16 protein-coding genes are annotated in these 17213 nt (G+C 68.1%); 7 read left to right on the forward strand and 9 right to left on the reverse strand.

Features of this window, described 5'->3' with window-relative positions; genetic code table 11:
* Positions 1-81 precede the first annotated feature (81 nt).
* Positions 82-1305: a lipase family protein gene (locus G1H19_RS10170; RefSeq protein ID WP_152727601.1), complete on the reverse strand. Its 1224-nt coding sequence runs from the start codon at positions 1303-1305 to the stop codon at positions 82-84.
* 52 nt (positions 1306-1357) lie between these two features.
* On the opposite strand from G1H19_RS10170, the gene G1H19_RS10175 reads away from it, so the two are divergent.
* Together G1H19_RS10175 and merB are read left to right on the forward strand one after the other, a co-directional pair.
* Positions 1358-2893, forward strand: a complete 1536-nt coding sequence (locus G1H19_RS10175; protein WP_152727600.1) for a VOC family protein — start codon at positions 1358-1360, stop codon at positions 2891-2893.
* Entirely contained in the window at positions 2890-3525 is a 636-nt protein-coding gene (gene merB, locus G1H19_RS10180) for an organomercurial lyase (RefSeq protein WP_152727599.1), read from the forward strand. Before G1H19_RS10175 ends, merB begins: the two co-directional genes overlap by 4 nt.
* Positions 3526-3529: 4 nt before the next feature.
* On the opposite strand, the gene G1H19_RS10185 is transcribed toward merB, so the two are convergent.
* Together G1H19_RS10185 and G1H19_RS10190 are read right to left on the reverse strand one after the other, a co-directional pair.
* The gene (locus G1H19_RS10185) at positions 3530-4252 is read right to left on the reverse strand and encodes an aspartyl/asparaginyl beta-hydroxylase domain-containing protein (RefSeq protein WP_152727598.1); all 723 of its coding nucleotides are present in this window, start codon (positions 4250-4252) and stop codon (positions 3530-3532) included.
* Between the two features lie 134 nt (positions 4253-4386).
* Positions 4387-4755 carry a SaoD/DsrE family protein gene (locus G1H19_RS10190; protein ID WP_152727597.1) on the reverse strand — a complete coding sequence of 123 codons (369 nt, stop codon included), beginning with the start codon at positions 4753-4755 and terminating at the stop codon, positions 4387-4389.
* Between the two features lie 447 nt (positions 4756-5202).
* On the opposite strand from G1H19_RS10190, the gene G1H19_RS10195 reads away from it, so the two are divergent.
* The gene (locus G1H19_RS10195; protein ID WP_162392263.1) at positions 5203-5595 is read left to right on the forward strand and encodes an ArsR/SmtB family transcription factor; all 393 of its coding nucleotides are present in this window, start codon (positions 5203-5205) and stop codon (positions 5593-5595) included.
* Here the strand turns inward: G1H19_RS10195 and G1H19_RS10200 are convergent.
* The 3 genes from G1H19_RS10200 to G1H19_RS10210 are packed head-to-tail and all read right to left on the reverse strand — an operon-like array spanning position 5573 to position 7814.
* Positions 5573-6319, reverse strand: a complete 747-nt coding sequence (locus G1H19_RS10200) for a thioesterase II family protein (RefSeq protein WP_152727596.1) — start codon at positions 6317-6319, stop codon at positions 5573-5575. The two genes, G1H19_RS10195 and G1H19_RS10200, sit on opposite strands and share 23 nt — an antisense overlap.
* Complete coding sequence (locus tag G1H19_RS10205) at positions 6316-7551, reverse strand: beta-ketoacyl-[acyl-carrier-protein] synthase family protein (RefSeq protein WP_268895980.1); 1236 nt, start codon at positions 7549-7551, stop codon at positions 6316-6318. The genes G1H19_RS10200 and G1H19_RS10205 overlap by 4 nt, the downstream gene beginning before the upstream one ends.
* Complete coding sequence (locus G1H19_RS10210; protein ID WP_152727595.1) at positions 7548-7814, reverse strand: acyl carrier protein; 267 nt, start codon at positions 7812-7814, stop codon at positions 7548-7550. Before G1H19_RS10210 ends, G1H19_RS10205 begins: the two co-directional genes overlap by 4 nt.
* A gap of 224 nt (positions 7815-8038) precedes the next feature.
* Between G1H19_RS10210 and G1H19_RS10215 the strand changes: the two genes are divergently transcribed.
* Together G1H19_RS10215 and G1H19_RS10220 are read left to right on the forward strand one after the other, a co-directional pair.
* On the forward strand, positions 8039-8887 hold the full coding sequence (locus tag G1H19_RS10215) for a metallophosphoesterase family protein (RefSeq protein WP_162392265.1): 849 nt from the start codon (positions 8039-8041) through the stop codon (positions 8885-8887).
* Position 8888: 1 nt separating this feature from the next.
* The gene (locus tag G1H19_RS10220; protein WP_162392266.1) at positions 8889-9644 is read left to right on the forward strand and encodes a 4'-phosphopantetheinyl transferase family protein; all 756 of its coding nucleotides are present in this window, start codon (positions 8889-8891) and stop codon (positions 9642-9644) included.
* On the opposite strand, the gene G1H19_RS10225 is transcribed toward G1H19_RS10220, so the two are convergent.
* From G1H19_RS10225 to G1H19_RS10235, 3 genes are all read right to left on the reverse strand, one after another.
* On the reverse strand, positions 9641-10072 hold the full coding sequence (locus tag G1H19_RS10225) for a hypothetical protein (RefSeq protein ID WP_152727594.1): 432 nt from the start codon (positions 10070-10072) through the stop codon (positions 9641-9643). The genes G1H19_RS10220 and G1H19_RS10225 overlap by 4 nt on opposite strands.
* A 267-nt stretch (positions 10073-10339) precedes the next feature.
* Entirely contained in the window at positions 10340-11551 is a 1212-nt protein-coding gene (locus G1H19_RS10230; protein ID WP_152727593.1) for a hypothetical protein, read from the reverse strand.
* A gap of 2051 nt (positions 11552-13602) precedes the next feature.
* On the reverse strand, positions 13603-15066 hold the full coding sequence (locus G1H19_RS10235) for a recombinase family protein (RefSeq protein WP_152727592.1): 1464 nt from the start codon (positions 15064-15066) through the stop codon (positions 13603-13605).
* Positions 15067-15335: 269 nt separating this feature from the next.
* On the opposite strand from G1H19_RS10235, the gene G1H19_RS24875 reads away from it, so the two are divergent.
* Positions 15336-15647: a helix-turn-helix transcriptional regulator gene (locus G1H19_RS24875; protein WP_407647081.1), complete on the forward strand. Its 312-nt coding sequence runs from the start codon at positions 15336-15338 to the stop codon at positions 15645-15647.
* A 1360-nt stretch (positions 15648-17007) separates the two neighbouring features.
* Positions 17008-17213 (forward strand): hypothetical protein (locus G1H19_RS22600; protein WP_204282666.1); only part of this gene is annotated, 206 nt, incomplete at its 3' end.

Genomic DNA, 17213 nt, shown 5'->3' on the forward strand with positions numbered 1-17213 from the left:
TCGGATCGAGGAGCGGACCGGACACCGTCACGTCCTTTCACCGGGCAAGCCGCGCAAGCAGAACACCGGCAGAGAGGCGTGTCAACGATCCTGCGTGAGGCTGTCACAGGTGGAGGTTGCAGTTTCGCCGGCGGCCCTGTCCTCGAGGAAGGTGAACAGGTCGTCCGACGCGGCCTCGAGAACGTCGACGTGCCCGGCGTCGGGGTAGACCTTGCCCTCCACCGTCACGCCCCCCTCGCAGTACGCGCGGCCGAGCTCGCGGACGCTCTCCACGGGAATCGTGTCGTCGAGCTTCCCGTGCGCGAGGAACACCGGAACGGTCGGCATGACGTGCCCCAGATCGTTGCGGTCGAGCTCGGCGCGGAACCGCGGGTCGTCGAGCACCGCGTCGAGTCCGTAGTCGTCCTGCGACTTACCGGCGAACTCCTCGATGATCTGCCCGATGCATTGATCGCCGATGTCATCCAACGCCGTCCGGCCGGCGTCGTTCAGGTCCGCCCCGTCGACATCCAGCTCGGGGTAGGTGGCGCCGTATCCGTGCACGGTCATGGGCACATATCCGAATGCCTGCCCGCCCTCCAGGACGTCGGCGAGCGAGTCGAGCCCGTAGGGCACCGACAGGGCGGCGGCGCCGATGAGCGAGAGCTCTGGGGCATACGTCGGCTGCAACTCCGCCGCGAAGAGCGCGGCGGCTCCACCTTGCGACTGGCCCATGAGAGCGACGGCCGGCGACTCCGCACCCGTGAACCGAGACGCCGCCCGGACCGAGTCCAGCACGTTTCGGGCCGAGAGCTCGTTCACCATGTACGGGTGCTCTCCCGGCGTACCGAGCCCCTGGTAGTCGGTCGCCACGAACACCGCACCGTCGTCGATCGCATGCTCAGCCAGCGCCGCCAGGTCACCCTGACCGGAGAAGAAGCTCACGGACGGCGCACATCCGTCGCCCAGCCCATCCGTGCCGTGAGCCCACGCGAGGACGGGGGCCGTGTCGGCACCGGACTCGGGTACGAACAGAACGCCCGACACCGGTATCAGGGATCCGTCCGCGGCTGTCGACCAGTAGAGAATCCCGTAGCCCTCCCCGTCCTCGGGGGATTCGATCTGGCGAGCCCAGATGAGATCTCCCGGCTCCGAGGCCACGGCGGTCGGCGGCGCGATGTAGAACTCCGACCCGCCCGGGGCGACCGGGATGTCCACCGCCGCGGTGTCGCCCAGTCCTTCCTCGCCGATGTCGCTCTCGGCACCACTGCAGCCGGCAACTCCGACAAGCGCGGCGACGACTGCCAGTACCGCGTACCGCGCCATCCTGGCAGGCTAGCAACGGGAAGACGGCCGCGGAGAAGATCGAGGCAATTCCATGAGCATCGCTCGACCGGCGCTGGCAGCTGTTCCCTGTCTCCTCGTGGCGGATGTGGCACAGGCCGCGCGGTATTACCGGGACACATTGGGCTTCAGCGAGATCGAGTTCCTCGAGGATCCCCCCGTGGCGCTCTACGTCCGTCGCGGATCCGCGACGCTCCTGCTGCAGGCCACGGACCGGGCAGACGCCTCCGTCGCCGAGGTGTCGCCACGTCGTCTGGCGGTGCACGCCTGGGATGCCCTGCTCCTCGTCGACGATGTCGAGGCCTTGGCCGCCGACCTCAAGGCGAGGGGAGCACGCATCACCGTGGGGCTGGGCATCACGCCCGTCTCCGACCACACCCTCGAGGTCCGTGATCCCTGGGGCAATCTCCTGGCGTTCGCCGGCGCACCGGTCGGACTGCTGAGCCACGCGACGGACCGAGCGCGGCGGCTGCTGCCGCCACCCGTCATGCGACGGGTACGAGAGCTGCGAGCAGCGCGGGAGGAGCGCGCTCCGGCCCAGGCGGTGCGCGACTTCTGTGCCGCCCTCGACGGCCAGAAGCCCTTCTACATGTTCTTCACCAAAGGCCTGCTGCACTGGGTGCGTCAGGCCGCCGCGCAGGTTCCTCCGGACGTCACGCTGGCGCTGATCGGTTCGGATCTGCCACCGGACGAGCTTGAGTGGCTGCGGCAGCGGCTGGACAGACCCGTGCACAACATCGCCTTGGGGGTCGATGACAACACCACCTGGGAGTTCCTGTTCGACGCGCACCAGTCCGACTTCGGCTGGCTGGACATCGACTGCTTCGTCCTGAACCCCGCTCTCTTCGCGGAGATGACTCGCTTCGAGCCCGGCGTGGCCGTCAACGGGATGTGGACGTACGACGCCGTACCTGGAGCGCCGATCGCCTGCACGCACTTCGCCTTCATCAACGCCGAGGTACTGCGCGACCTCCGGACCCAGGGCGACGCGTTGAGTCCCACGAACTACGACTGGACCGGGGCGACGATCTCGCTGCTGCATCCTCGGACGCAGTGCCGAGTTCCCACCAAGCGCCAACGCGAGCTGCTCCTGCGGGTGCTCCCGGAAGACCCCTCCGGTCGGCCCCGGCCGCCGGGCGGGAGCACCTTCTTCGACACGCTGGTCGCCTACCAGGTAGGGGCCTATGCCCGAGGTTTCCGAACTGAAGCCGTACGCCCACTCGCGCACCGGACGCAGGCGGGCCTCAGCAGCGCGGCTCAGGACTCCCCCGTCTGGCAACAGGACATGTCGGACGAGGTCGTCCACGTCGGGGCGGTGAGCTACTACCGGCGGGATTTCCACTCCAGTCCCCTGCGTGCGATGTACCTGGCGGCGGAGTACGCCCTCATCGCTGCGGCGGACGGGGACCTGCCGGATTCCTACGTGAAAAGGGCGGACCAGCTCAGCGCAGAGCTGTCCGAGCACGGCCTGTCCGCCGACGAGGGGGTCACCATGCTTCGGGACCATCTCGTCCACGATCGCGGCCTGGCCGAGGTCACCGCTGACCGAGTGCTAGGACGGAATTCATGAATGACGCTCGGGAAGTCGCGGAAACCACGTGCACCATCCCGTTGCCCCGCCTCACCAAGACGCAGGACGCCCTTCTGCGTGCCGCCTTCCGCGAGCTGATGACGACCTCCGCGGCTGTCGGTGTCGAGCGACTCGCCAACTTGTCCGGCGTCGCCGCTGTCGAAGTCGAGGAGGAGCTGGCGCAACTCGCCGCGGCGGGACGGGTAGGGCGTGACCGGAACGGGAGCGTCACCGGTGCACTGGGCCTCACCATCGACACGACCCGACACGAGCTCCTCATCGGTTCGACGAGCTGGCACACCTGGTGCGTGATCGACGCGCTGGGCATCCTCGGAGCGCTCTCCGAGACCGGGACGGTTCGCTCGACGGTGCCGGCGACCGACGAATCGGTCGAAGTGCAGTTCACCGACGGCCATCCCACCGCCGGCGCGCTTGACAGCGTGGTCTTCATGCCCGACCACCAGGCGGGGGCGCCGGTGATCGACAGCTGGTGCCCATCCGTGAACTTCTTTCCGGACGCCGACGCAGCCGAGCGGTGGGCGGCCGGAGCCGGTGTGCGCGGACGCCAGGTCAGCCTTCCCGTGGCCACCGCCGCTGCGTCGGATCGCTGGCGGGAACGCCTCGCGGAGTGAGAGCTCAGGCGGCTCGGTCGAGCCGCTCGGTCGCCTCCGCGTACTGACGAGCCCGCTCCAGCACCGGCCGCCCGTAGAACCTCCGGATGACCGGCACGAGGGCACGGTTGACGAGCCGTTGCGGCAGTGGCATCGGCCGGAGGATGTCGACGATGAGCACCACCCGGAACTCGGTGGAGGTGTTGTACACCTCGTGCTCGAAACGGTCGTCGAACAACATCCCCTCGCCGTTCCGCCAGGCGCGGACCTCGTCGGCCACCCGCAGGCGAGGCGGCTCCACCTCGGGGACGATGAGGCCGAGGTGGTAGCGCAGGTACCCGCTGAAGGGTCCCCGGTGGGCCGGCACGGTCTTGCCCGGGTCCAGGATCGAGAACTGCGCCTGGAAGACGTCCGGGACGCCCGCCAGTGCTTCCGTCGTTCGCGGACATCGCGAGCTGTGTGGCTCCGCCGGCCTACCCATGGCCCGGAGGTAGTAGACCCGCCAGTGACCGGGGGTCACGGCGGAGATGCAGTGCTGCACCGGGTCGAGTTCGTCGTACACGGGAATGCTGTCCACCCCCTCCATCACCGCCAGTGCCTCGTCCCGGATCGCCGGATACGCGGCCTCCAGCGAGCGGAGCGAGGGATAGACGGCGTCGATGTCGAGGAACGGCGGCCTGGAATCACCGCCCGCCGGCTTCACGAACCATGCGTTGAGCCATGTCACAAGACGAGCCAGCAGAGCCATCGACTACGCACTCCGGTCCACGACGGACGATCTCGACTCGGCGCCGGACAGCACCGAGGGCGGCACGGTCCGGGTCGAAGGTCCCGGAACCGTACCGCCCTCGGCGGAGGCCGACGAGCCCCTGAGGCCTCGCCTCAGAGAGTGATGATGTGATCGGGCGGGTTGCCGGCGAGCGCCCCGTAGAGGTCGGGGAAGCAGCCCACGGCCACCCCGTCCACGACCCCAGCTGCGACAGTCGCTGCTCCCGCTTCGCCCTCGGCGAGACCGCGTTCGATCGCGCACTGGTCGCACATCATCAGCAGGATGTTCTGTTCGAGCGCGACCTTGGACAGGCGCTCACCGATCGGATCCCCGGAGCGCAGTACGTAGTTGTTGTCGTCGAAGAACATCATCCCGACGACCTCCGCCCCGTGCCGGTTCTCCTCGAGCTGGGGCAGGATCATGCGGCCCAGCTTGTAGCTCGCGGTGTGGCCGGACGTGCTGAAGACATAGGCGACCTTCATCGAAACTCCCTTTCGTCGGCTGATCACTGCGCTCGGAGGCGATTGCCGGGAACGTAGCAGCGAAATTTCCGCCGTCGTAGAGGTGCAGAACCGCTCGTATCCGGAAGCCCGCATCTCCGTTCGCGGAGTCACCGTGACCGGTCAGCGAATTCGAGGCGAACTCCCCTCCAGGCGACCTTGCTCAGCTGCCGTGATCATGGGGAGTTCCGTGGCATCCCCGCGCCTCGCGCCGCCCGGTCGCGGTCGTATCCGCTGGTCAGCGAGTCGCCACGCTTCGCCGGTCCCCCGGTTCTTGGGCCTACGAGGTCATCGGTCAGAGGCAGCACGGCTGAACCTGGCCCATCACGGGTCAGTCGCCGTAGAGTGTTCGTGAACGCTTCGACGCGTCGATCGGCTCCACGGCATACCTCATATTCGGATAGGCAAATTCATTAAGGAGGCCAGCGGGTGGAAGTTTCGGGGCCAGTCGGGTCGTTGCTGCCCAGCGAGAATTCTGGCATCGAACTGATCGCGAAGTTCTTCCGCGCGCTTGGTGACCCCACACGACTCCGTCTCTTGGACTTCTTGCTCGACGACGCTCGAACGGTCGGCGACTGCGTGGCGCGGGTGGGCCTCTCCCAGGGCCGGGTGTCTGCACATCTCGCCTGTCTCTCCGACTGCGGCTACGTGTCCTCGCACCGAGAGGGTCGATTCGTCTACTACCAGGTGACCGATCCGCGGGTGGCGAGCCTGATCGCTCTGGTCCGCCTGATCGCCGCGGACAACTCGGCTGCCCTGGCGCACTGTGTGCGCATCGACTCAGCCACCGGTGGCGGGGTCAGACCGGTCGCGCCTCGCTGATCACCCGCACGACGTGGGCGACCACCTCGTCCTGCCGGGTCACGTGGAAGAAGTGATCGCCCGCGATGGTCAGCCGGCGGAATGTCGATGCCGTGTAGCTGGACCAAGCCGACAGCGACTCGTCGGTCGTGAGGGGATCGCGAGATCCGCCGAGCGCCGTGATCGGGCAGGGCAGCGGGGCTCCAGGATGTTCGGAAGCCGGCGCCTCGGCCAGACGAAAGTCCGCACGCAAGGCCGGAAGCAAGGCATCCATGAGTTCCTCATGGGCCAGCACCGGCTCGGGGATCCCCCCGAGGGCAGCCAGCGCGTCGAGGAACTCGCGGCGGGGCAGGTGCGCTATCGGCGGCATCACCCGGGGGCAATGGGGTGCTCCCGCCCCCGACACGATCAGGTGTCGAACGTCAGGTAGGTGTCGGGTCAGCCTAAACGCGAGATGCGCACCCCAGCTGTGCCCGAACAGCACGATCGGGGCTCCCGTGCCGATCGCCGCCACGAGCTCGCGCACCACCCGCCCGGCGTCCGACGGCGGCGCTTCTCGCAACCGTGTCTCCCTGCCCGGCAGGTGGGCGACGAGGAGGTCCACGTCGTCTGGCAGCCGTGTCCGCCAACCCTGGAACGCCGCCGGTCCGCCCCCGGCGTGCGGCAGGCCCACGAGCCGGATGCGAGCGGGTGCCGGCGCCAGCCACCTCCGCAGCCAGGTAGCTGAGGGCGAAAATGCAGTCACGCGGGAGCGAAGGCAAGAACGACGTTGTGTCCGCCAAACGCGAACGAGTTCGAGAGGGCCAGCCCCGGAGCCATCTTTCGGGCCTCTCCTCGCACGAGATCGAGCTCGATCTCGGGATCCACGTCCTCCAGGTTCAGGACGGGCGGGATCATGCCACTGGCCAGCGCCTGGACGGTCGCAACTGCTTCGATCGCACCAGCCGCGCCGAGGGTGTGGCCGATCAGGGACTTGGTGGCCGTGACCGGGGCGGAGGCAGTGCCCAGCGCGGCTCGCACGGCCCTCGCCTCGATGGCGTCGTTGAGGGTCGTCGAGGTGCCGTGAGCATTCACCATTCGGACATCGCCGGGTGCCGCGTCGGCGCTGCGCAGTGCCTGGAGCATGGCCTCGCACGCTCCGCGGCCGTCCGGGTGGGGCATCGTCACGTGGTGTGCATCCGACGTCCGCCCGAAGCCCCGGAGCTCGGCATGCGCCCGGACACCCCGGGCGCGGGCGGACTTCTCCGACTCCAGGACGACGACTGCCGAGCCCTCAGCGATGACGAAGCCGGTGCGGTCCGCGCTGAAAGGACGGCTGGCCCCGGCCGGGTCGTCGTTCCTCCGCGAGAGCGCGCCCAACTTGTCGAAGCCGGAGACGATGGTCCGCGTGATGGGGGCGTCCGTGCCCCCGGCCAGGACGATGTCGGCCTCCCCCAGCGCGATCATCTGATAGCCGGCGACGATGGCGTCCGCGCCCGAGGCACAGGCTGTCGCCACCGTGGTGCACGGTCCCCGGAAGCCGTAGTTGATGGCGACCCAGGCCGACGCGTCATTGATCATGGCCATGGGGATGGCCCGGGCCCGTAGTCCGTCGGGTCCCTCACGGAAGTACGTCAGGTAGTTCTGCTCCGCCGACGTGGCACCTCCGACGCCGGAACCGATGACGACCCCGACCCGCGCGCGGTCGAGCTCGCTCACGTCGGCGATGTTCGCGTCTTCGAGGGCTTGCCGAGTCGCCGCCGCCGCCAGCCGCGTACAGCGATCGGTCTTGAGGGCTTCACGACGCGCGAGGTCCATGTCGGCAGGGATGTCGACCTCACCTGCAATTCGAACACCGTCGCCCGCTGCTTCGTATGACCGGATGGCACGGACCCCGCTGCGACCGCCGAACTGGGCGGCGTGGAACTCCATGAGACCCACTCCCGCCGGGCTGGCCACCCCCATCCCCGTGATGAGGACGCGGGGCCTGCTCGTCACGAGGCCGCCGAGGGTCGCTGATCCCTGCTCGCGGCGACGACCGCGTCCACGACGTCCTGGATGGTGCGCACCTGCTCTACCTGGCTCGACTCGATACGGCCGCCCAGCTCGCCTTCCATGGCGGTCACGAATTCGACGCGGTCGAGGGAATCCATCTCCAGGTCGTCGCGCAGATTTGCGTCGGGCCGGATGCGGTCCCCCGGGACACCGAGTTCGTCCTCGAGAACGCGCCTTACCCGGCTGAACACTTCCGTCTGGTCCACCGCTTCTCCTCCGCAAGGCTGTCGTCAGTGTGCGGCGCGGCGTGCCCTCGCACGACAGCCCCCGCAGGCTCGGTGAATCGAGTCTGTGCCGGCTCAATGAAGCACCGGCGCTGAGCGCCGTCAAGACAATCTGGGCGCGGCGGCGACGTCCTCGGCACCTGCTCAGCGGCGGCGCACCGGCCTTCCCCCTCGTTGCACTCCCCCGGCCTGACTAGTCTGCCTCCGTGGTCGCGGGCGAGCTCCCTCCAGCGCGCCTGCTCGCCATCAGTGACCTGCACGTCCGGTACGGCGCCAATAGGGAGGTCGTCGAAGCCCTCCGTCCGACATCGCAAGGTGATTGGTTGCTCGTCGCGGGCGACGTCGGCGAATCGGTCGCGGACATCGAGTGGGCGCTCGGGCTGCTGGCCTCACGGTTCGACACCGTCTTCTGGGTCCCCGGCAACCACGAGTTGTGGACGACGCGGGACGACCCGGTCCGACTCCGGGGAGAGGCCCGCTACCGACATCTGGTGGAGTGTGCGCGCCGATTGGGCGTGGTCACGCCCGAGGATCCGTACATGGTCTGGCGGGGTGCCGGTGGACCGGCGGTCATAGCGCCTCTGTTCCTGCTCTACGACTACTCGTTCCGCCCCGACGACACGCCGACGAAAGGGGCCGCCATGGCACGCGCACAGCAGACGGGCGTGATCTGCACGGACGAGTTCCTTCTCCACCCGGACCCGTACGAGAGCCGGGAGGCATGGTGTCGCGCTCGCGTGGACGAGACGGCTGCCCGGCTGGCCGACATCGATCCGCGCATGCCGACGGTCCTCATCAATCATTGGCCGCTCGTGCAGGAGCCCACGCGGATCCTGCGCTACCCCGAGTTCGCGCAGTGGTGCGGCACCGTCGAGAGCGCGACGTGGCACCTCGACTATCGGGCTGAGGTGGTCGTCTACGGCCACCTGCACATCCCGCGGACGACCTGGTACGACGGCGTGCGGTTCGAAGAGGTGTCGCTCGGATATCCGCGCGAATGGCAGCCGCGGTTGAGCACCCCTGTGATGCGCCAGGTCCTCCCCCCGGAGAACTGACGTGCTCGAGGAACTGCTCCCCCCAGCCGTGCTCGTCGTCGAGGCCTTTCAGGACGGGAATGCGTCTCCTCTGTTTCCCGAGGAGGAGGCGGTGGTGGCGCGGGCGGTGGAAAGGCGGCGGTTGGAGTTCACGACCGTGCGATCCTGCGCCCGCCAGGCGCTGGCGCGGCTCGGCGCCCCAGCCGGCGCCATCCTGCCCGGCGAGAAAGGCGCCCCCATCTGGCCGCCTGGGGTGGTGGGGAGCATGACCCACTGCGCCGGCTACCGCGGCAGTGCCGTGGCGCGTGCTGCCGAAGTCGTGACCGTGGGCATCGACGCGGAGGAGAACGCTCCGCTGCCGCGCGGAGTACTCCCCTTGGTCTCGCTCCCCGAAGAGAGAGCACAACTTGAGCGATTGGCACTCTCGCGGCCGGACGTGTGCTGGGACCGGCTCCTGTTCAGCATGAAGGAGTCCGTCTACAAAGCATGGTTTCCGCTCACCGGGCGATGGCTGGGTTTCGAGGAGGCGACCGTGTCCGCGGAGGCGACGACCAATACGTTCTCCGCGCGCCTCCTGGTTCCCGGGCCGATGATCGACGGTCGGGAAGTCACCGGTTTCCAGGGTCGGTGGCTCGCCCGCGATGGGCTCGTGCTGACCGCGATCGCGACCCCGGCGACCGGCCCCCTGCCTGAACCCCGTGGGAGGACGAACGCTGCGACGTTCTCCCACGGGCTCGATGACGTGACCGGGGCGGGAGGAGCGGCCAACCCTCGCTAGGCGGGCCAGGTATAGGGAACGCAGTTCTCGTAGTGAGTTCTCCACTCATTGGCGGCCCGCCTGAGAGAGATGACCGCGATCGCCGCCGCACGGAGTCGGGCACTCACGCGCGTCTCGTCGAGGGTGAGCACAGTCAGGTACCCCAACTCGGCGATCCGTGAGAAGGCGCCGTCATTGCTGGCCACCCAGAAGTGCAGGGCGCCACGCTGGGCTTGCCTGGACGCATGCCGAATCAACAGACCATCTGCGCCCTGCCGTCGACGACCGCCGTTGAGGACCTCGAAGCCCATGTCGCTCGCGGTCGCCGCGTGAGCCCGACAGGTGACCAAGTGGCCGGCAGCGATGCGCCGCACGGCTGGCCCGCCGAAGTCCCCCAGCAGGCGAGCCAACCCGGCGACGTCTTGTCGGCGGGTCAGGACGTTGTCCATGTCCCACAGCATGGCGACGGGGCCGGGCGTCCACTGGATCCGGCGTGGGTCTGGCATGGGCCCATCATCGGAGGGGCCTCCGACATTTCCGGCACTCCGACGGGCTCCGTTGCGAGCGGGTTCCTGTACCGCGCGGGTCGACACCAGGGGGGAAGCGCCGGCCGGTCCCGTCTCAGAAGACGAGCCGACCTCACGTTGCTGCGGCCGACTCACCGTTCCACCGCGATGATGGATGGCGCGAGGCTCGGCTTGCCGGCACGAGGTCGATCAAGCCGCCGTGCCGGACCCATCACCGGAGGTCAACACCTCCAGCGCTGCTTCCCCGGCACCCATCGACAAGAGGTAGTCGACGAGACGAGCCTTCGGCAGGCGCATCAACTGAACACCCAAAGGGGCTTCGGGACGACCACGCTTGCTCGGCGGCCACGGTTTGGTGGTGCGCTCGGGTGATCTGTTGAACCGTGGCGGGGGCGCGAGCATGGTCAGGACGAAATCGCCGACTCGGAGGTCGAGTGCTGCTCGCTCGACGAGGACCTTGATTCGCGGGGTCTCGCAGACGTAGAGCACATACCGATAGCGCCCCCCTCGAGGAACCGAGATCACCGGTAGGGCCTCGATCTGCGGCAGGTTCAGTCCCGCAAGCGACTGCCGAGCGGCGGCCACCGCCTCCTGTGGTGCCGTGCGCCGAGTGGTGTCGCGGTATGCACGGATGATGGCCCTGTACTCAGCCAGAGGCTTCTCGCTGCGCTCGTACTCGACGGCGATCGCGTTGGCGAACGACTGCCCCGACTCCCATTCCGCCGGGTCGATCGGCAGGACCAGCGCGTCCGGGAAGCCTCTCCGCTTCCCGTCGTCGGATAGGTAGCCGTACACGGGCTGGTACCGCCACACGTCTGATCGAGCGCCGGCGCGATGACGCATCTTGGGCGGAGCCTTGTCCTCCGCCGTGATCTCTCGTTCCGTCAACACGGTCACCGACGTCGGATAACCCGCCGGGAGTTCGTGGCGACCGGTCTCAAGTTCGACGATGAGGTCGGTCAACCGCAGGGTGTGCTCCATCGTGCCCAGCGATGGGTTAGGGTGGTAGCGCGTGCCGTCCCCCACCTCGTTGTAAGCCCGGACCGTGGGCTGGTAGATCGGGTACCCCCCGATACCCGGGTGCTTCTCGATCCACCCCCCTGCCTGCAAGGCAGCCAAGCGTGCAGCGACCGCCTGGCGGGTGGGCATCTGATCGAGGGGGTACCAGCGTTCCTGGATCTGGGCCCGCGTTGCATACCGGACCCGACACAACCAGGTAACGAGGGCCCGGTTCTGTGCGACTAGGAGTACGGGTCCCTCCTTCCGCCGTCCCTTCCCCTTCCTCGTCGACGGGTCCGGGGTACCCGGCGGGGCGAGATCGGGCGCGCCGAAGAAGATGTCGACCCCGTCTTCGGGGACGGCGAAAGGACTGTCGTCGCGGTCGTGTGCGGGGTAGGTCATCGAGGCTCCTTGAGTGGGTGGCTTCCGCTCGGACGTCTCGACACGGCAGGCGGCCCACTTGAGGTTGCTCGAGAAGTTGCTCGAGAAGTCCTGCAATGAGCGGACGAGAGGGCGTCACCCTTCACGACAGTCCTCACACACACAGTTGCTCGGATGCAATGTCCGTCGCGACGCCCACGAATCGGTATGTCCGCAGGTCAGAGCCATGATTCGACCTTCGCGCCCTCAGCCCGCTCCCCATCGGCTGAAGGCGCGTTCGCGACCTCCAGAGACTGCGAACAGCGCTCCGGTCAAGCGGTCCACCGGACTTTCGCTGCATCTGCGATCGGCTCCGGTGGCTGGGGCGGCCTGGTTGCACTCCCCGCTGCCTGGTCGCTGCGCTCCCATCGCATCGGGTCGTGCACCCTCGGCCTTCGCCCGATCGATACGCGAGAACGACGGAATCCCGGGGCCCCGGTAGGCGCTGGTCGATCGGTGGACGGCGTTGGGCTCTCCACCCGCTTGGCGCTCGAATGCCGTCCCCGCCGGGGAGGCCGCAGCCGCGCCCTCCCCTCCCCGTCCGGTTGGTGAGGTCGCCCCTCCCTTCACCGCACAACGAAGAATCGCCCTCCCGAAGGTGACCTGGAGGGGTACCCGAGGCAGGTGTCGCACGGGAGGGGTACCCGGTGTTGTGCGGGTGGGGTACCCCGACACCCGTCCCTGACGGGGACGGCTGAGGGTCGCGCGTAACCCTGGGCTCACCTCGGAGGGCGGGTGCGGCGACGGCTGACGGGCCAGACGATTTGCTGCGGGACGCTCCCTGAGCGTCCCGCCATCTCACTCGGGACCTGGAGCGCGTGGCTACCGACAAGTTACAGCGCTCGCTTCGCTCGACTGGTGCTCGCTGCGCTCGCGCTCAACAGCGTGACCCGCTGCGCGGATCGCGCTGCTCCTTGTTCTTCCCCGACGGGCCGAAGGCCCAAAGACCGCACCTGACACGCAGACAATCGGCGCGTTGCGCGTCAGTCCAGCAGCGCTTGGTCCCGTCTCCACTCCGGTTCTAAGTGCCTACCTGGCTCTGCCGCCGGTCCTCTGACTTGCGGTCGGTGTCTACATCTGTGGACTGATCGTGGATAGCGATCGCGCCCGCCGGATCGTCCTATCGCGAACACGCTTGCGCAGGGGAGCCGCCTGCCTGGGCGCCCCCAGGGCGGATCTCGGCCAGGCGGCGGGGACCAACAGCCGCGCAACGCGGAGTCGCCCCTACCGCCGGTTGCCGTTCTTCTATGTGCTCAGCGGACAGCCGTCACCGTTCACGGCCGGGGCGCTGGCGGTGTATGCAAGGCGGGCCGAGCCCGAAGCGGGCGACCTCAGGCTTCGCCGCAGAGGAGAGGGCTCCGGGGAACCGTAGGTTCCCGGTCCGCCGCAGGCCCAACGGACGGCGGGCGGCGTACAACACCGTTCGGCATAGGTGGGTTGGCCAGAAGCACCGGCGACCTGAGTCGTCCGCCTGCTCGTCGGCAACCGACAATGCGTGCCGCTCAGGGCCCCGACCGAATGGACAGCCCGGGGCCCCGGTTTCCCGGTTCTCCGTCTCCCGGTGCGCCGACGGTCGTTCTGTCACGGGAGACGGCAGGGTCAACGGCGGGAGGGCGAAGGGCTGTCGTGACGACGACACGGCGGCGAGCGCCATCGGGTCATTTTGCTTCCATAAGGCTCCAGCCTGTGGCGGACCGTCCAACTGTCGATATGACGCTCTCCGGAACTCCGACCGAGAGACGCCACACCACTGCGATGCGCAAGGTCCGTCGTCCATAAAGTCCTGCTGGGCGGCCAGAGTTGGGGCACAAGAGATCTCACCATATTGAGGGATGACTTATCGGTCTGTTCTGCGCATGGCTCGACCGATTCCAAGGGCCCGTACAGCAAATGGCCACTGGAGAAGATTCGAGATGTCAGCACAGCAGTGGAGAACAAAGGGAGCCCAAGAGATCGGCGTCCCCACTATCCGGATCGTTCGCGACCCCGAACCACGCCTGATCGCCCAGGTGGTCTACGCGGACGGACGGGTCTCAACCGACTGGGACGACTTCCTCCGCGCCCGCGGCCTCGGCGAGGACGCCCTTCCAGCGGATGACCACGCGGTTGGGGTCGAGACCGTGCCGACCGCGTGACCCCTTCTTGATCCGCACCTCCGCAATCTGACTCATCAGTAGTGCGTTCCGCTCCAGCAGTTCGGAACGCTCCCACACCTCGGCGAAGGTCTCCCCCGTCTGCCGGATACGAACAGCCGGCGCACTGGGCACGGCGCGCAGCCGCTGCCTCTCCCGATACAGAGCCTTTCTCTGCTCCTGCAGGACCTCGTCCTCGTTGGTGCCGGGCTCGACGGTGGACATCTCCTGCATCACTGCCGCCAGCGCCTCTTCCACCTCGCGGAGGTTGCCCCGCGGAGATTCGATGGATTCCTCCTCCGTGACCGGCAGGTCGCCGAAGATCGCGAGGAACCGCTCCGCGACATGCGACTCGAGGCGAAGACGCCCCACCGCGACGCCAGGACACCTCTCCCCCGTCCGAGATCGGCGACCGCAGACCATCACAGACGGCTTGCCCGCCTGCGACTGCCGGTTCATCCGCACGCCGCACAGGTCGCAGACAACGAGGCCCCGCAGGAGATAGGGCACCGATGCGTTGTTGCCGCCGGTCGTGGATCGGCGGTCCAACTCCGCCTGGAGCGCATGCCACGTGTCGTCGTCGACGAGTGGTTCGTGGGGCCTGATCGGCAGCCCGTCGTCCCCGCGGACGAGTTGGCGACGGTGCATCTGCATGCCGCGCAGGATGGGCCGACGCAGCAGTTTCCGGAGTGTGTCGGGCGCCCAGCCCTTGCCCTCTGGGCTTCCGACTCCTCGACGGTTGAGGTCGTCGACGATGTTCCAGGTCGACTCCCCGGCGAGCACGCGCTCGATGATTGCGCGAAGGACGACCGACCGCTCCGGGTGGAGGACGAGCCGGAAGCCGCGCTGCTCCGGGTGCGGCCCCGCTGTCCAGCCGAAAGCCGGCATCCCACCGCGGTGCCGGCCCTCCCGGGCCATATATGCCACGGCCTCCCGCGTGCGGGAACTGATGACAGCCGCCTCCAACTGCGCGAAGGACTGGAGGACGTTCGCGACGAAGACACCGTTGGGCGTCGTAAGGTCGAGGCTCTCTCCGATGCTGACCAGAGCGACGCCGTGTTGCTCGGCTTCTTCCCGCAGGTTGTTCCAGTCAGCGACATTGCGAGCGATGCGGTCCAACTTGGCGAAGAGCAGGACGTCGACGTCGGCCCAACGCTCGCGCACCTTGCGCAACCCGGGTCGATCCAGTCGAAGACCCTTGTCGCTGCCAGACACGTCGAGGTCGGAGATGACCTCGACGACGGTCCACCCATGCGCCTGCGCGTAATTGCGGCAGGCCTCTTCCTGCCGCTCTGGGCTGGTGCTCGTGTCCCGTTCGCCCGCGAAAGACGAAAGGCGCACATAGATGAGCGCGCGCAACGGCATCTTGCTCGACCCTCGTCATCCTCGTGGCGGAAGTTTCATTTGATCATCGGCCGCAACGCCCTGAGGCTTTAGAAGCGCCAGGTGCGTGTTCTCGACCAACCTCGCTAGGGCTCTACTCAGGTCCACTTGGTGAAATGCATGCGGTTCCCTCCTCTCTCGCCGCCGAACGGCCCCCGTCCGACAAGTCGGCCGCGGGGAGGTCATCACCTTGAGTCAAGTGTACCAAGAATGGTACAGACACGTCGTGAGGCCGACCCCAAGATCGACGGGTGCCCTGCGCCGACGAAGTCAGGACGGCCCGACGGAAGGCCCTTGGCGATGCGATCCGTCTGCGTCGGCAGTCCCTAGGGATGAGCCAGGAGCAACTCGCAGACAGGGCCGGCATCGAGCGCAAGTCGGTGAGCCGAGTGGAGACAGGCGCCTACTCCCCGTCCGTGGACAGGCTGTGGCGCATCGGCGACGCCCTCGGCTTGCCACTCCACGTACTTCTGGCGCCCGCTGGCTACACGTTGCACGACGCAGTGAGACCTCAGTCGGTCCAGCCGGCAGCCAGTGGAGACCACGCCAGGTCCCCTGCCTGATCGCTGCTCGCAGCGTCTCTCGCCGACCGGGCTGACGCCCTCGACCAGGTTGTTCAGCCGGGAGTCCCGCCGCCCCTACGTGCCCCGTCTCTGCAGGAGCACCGCGCCCTCAGTGGCATGGCTACGCCGAACGGCAGACGACCCTCACGCCCTCGCCCAGCAGGTCCTGTCAGACATTGGGTGTCCGACCAGACCCCGGTGTCCGGCTGGCATGAGCCGCGGCGGCGCCGCCAATCCACGAGCGATGCATACATTGTGTCAACTGAGAGTGACGGTTGCGCGCACGCAGAGTAGTCAGTACGTTCGGGCCTCACTTGACCCGATGGCTGAGGAGCGACTCGGATGGTTCCGGCAGGACTGTGGCTGTTGCTCGACGACGGAGTCGTCGTTGGGGACGTCGCGTACACCGAGCAGGGCGACGCGGAGCACGACGCCGAGGTGCTGCGTCTTGAAGCATGCGAGGCGCTCGGGTATCCGGTCGCGCCCGGACAGATCGAGGTCCGAGGCGTCCGAGTGCTGACCGAACGCCGCTACGGGTTTATCCCAGCCCAGCATCCCCACGGATCGACGCCCACTGCCTGTGCCGCTGGCGCTCCGGGGGTAGAGGTTGACCCCTTCGCACTCCCCGCCGGCTATCGGATGGCGAAGGCCAGGCCTTCACCCTCGACGACAACAGACAGCCCCTACTACGTCGACCCCTCCGGAATCGATCCCTTCGCGGTCCCCGGCGGGCACCCCCCGCCGGCCGGGCCCGATACCTCGACCCCGCCCAGGGACAGCAGCACGGGCTCCGCGCCGGGGACCGACCGAGGCGGGAAGGCGCGGCGGCACCTGAAGATCGTCCGCTAACTGTCTGCGCCTTCGACGACCAATCTCTGTGTCCAGGCCGCGTTCATCTCGATCATGCGTGTCCGAGCCAGCCGTCTTGGCAGGTATTGGCCACCCACATCCAGAGAGGCATTCCGTGAGCGATTCACACAGTTCGAAGTTCTGGGCGCGCGTCGCCGAATTGGGGGCCCGCCCGGCACCTGGCAGCACGTACCGGAACAGCCGCACACCGGTCGCCCTCATCTGCGCGGTGGGGCACCTCTGCACGCCACGGCCGGCCAACGTGCAGCGGGGCCGTGGCCCCTGCCGAATCTGCGCGAACCACGACTCCAACGCCGCCGAATCGGCGTTCTGGGCCCGCGTCCGCGAACTCGGCGCTCGCCCGGCTCCCGATTCCAAGTATCGGGACAGCCGCACCCCGGTGGCGCTCATCTGCGCGGCTGGCCACGCATGCCACCCCAGGCCAACCAGCCTTCAGCAAGGACAAGGGCCATGCCGTGTATGTGCCCGCAACGACGCAGCGGCCGCTGAGGTGGCCTTCTGGGCAGCCGTCGACAAATGCCGCGCGCTCCCCGCTCCCCACGCCGTCTACAAGAACTCCCAGACGCCGGTGGCGTTGATCTGCGCCACCGGCCATCACTGCGCGCCCCGCCCCGCCAATCTTCTGCGAGGGCAGGGGCCGTGCCGGACGTGCGCCGGCAACGACCCCGAGGCAGCCGAGGCGGCCTTCTGGGCAGC

This window comes from Goekera deserti (assembly GCF_010685995.1).
Lineage (GTDB): Bacteria > Actinomycetota > Actinomycetes > Mycobacteriales > Geodermatophilaceae > Goekera > Goekera deserti.

Bases quoted from the DNA above. Each gene is read 5' to 3' on its own strand.
- G1H19_RS10170 (WP_152727601.1), bottom strand. From the start codon at position 1,305: ATGGCGCGGTACGCGGTACTGGCAGTCGTCGCCGCGCTTGTCGGAGTT.
- G1H19_RS10175 (WP_152727600.1), top strand. From the start codon at position 1,358: ATGAGCATCGCTCGACCGGCGCTGGCAGCTGTTCCCTGTCTCCTCGTG.
- merB (WP_152727599.1), top strand. From the start codon at position 2,890: ATGAATGACGCTCGGGAAGTCGCGGAAACCACGTGCACCATCCCGTTG.
- G1H19_RS10185 (WP_152727598.1), bottom strand. From the start codon at position 4,252: ATGGCTCTGCTGGCTCGTCTTGTGACATGGCTCAACGCATGGTTCGTG.
- G1H19_RS10190 (WP_152727597.1), bottom strand. From the start codon at position 4,755: ATGAAGGTCGCCTATGTCTTCAGCACGTCCGGCCACACCGCGAGCTAC.
- G1H19_RS10225 (WP_152727594.1), bottom strand. From the start codon at position 10,072: ATGGACAACGTCCTGACCCGCCGACAAGACGTCGCCGGGTTGGCTCGC.
- G1H19_RS10230 (WP_152727593.1), bottom strand. From the start codon at position 11,551: ATGACCTACCCCGCACACGACCGCGACGACAGTCCTTTCGCCGTCCCC.
- G1H19_RS10235 (WP_152727592.1), bottom strand. From the start codon at position 15,066: ATGCCGTTGCGCGCGCTCATCTATGTGCGCCTTTCGTCTTTCGCGGGC.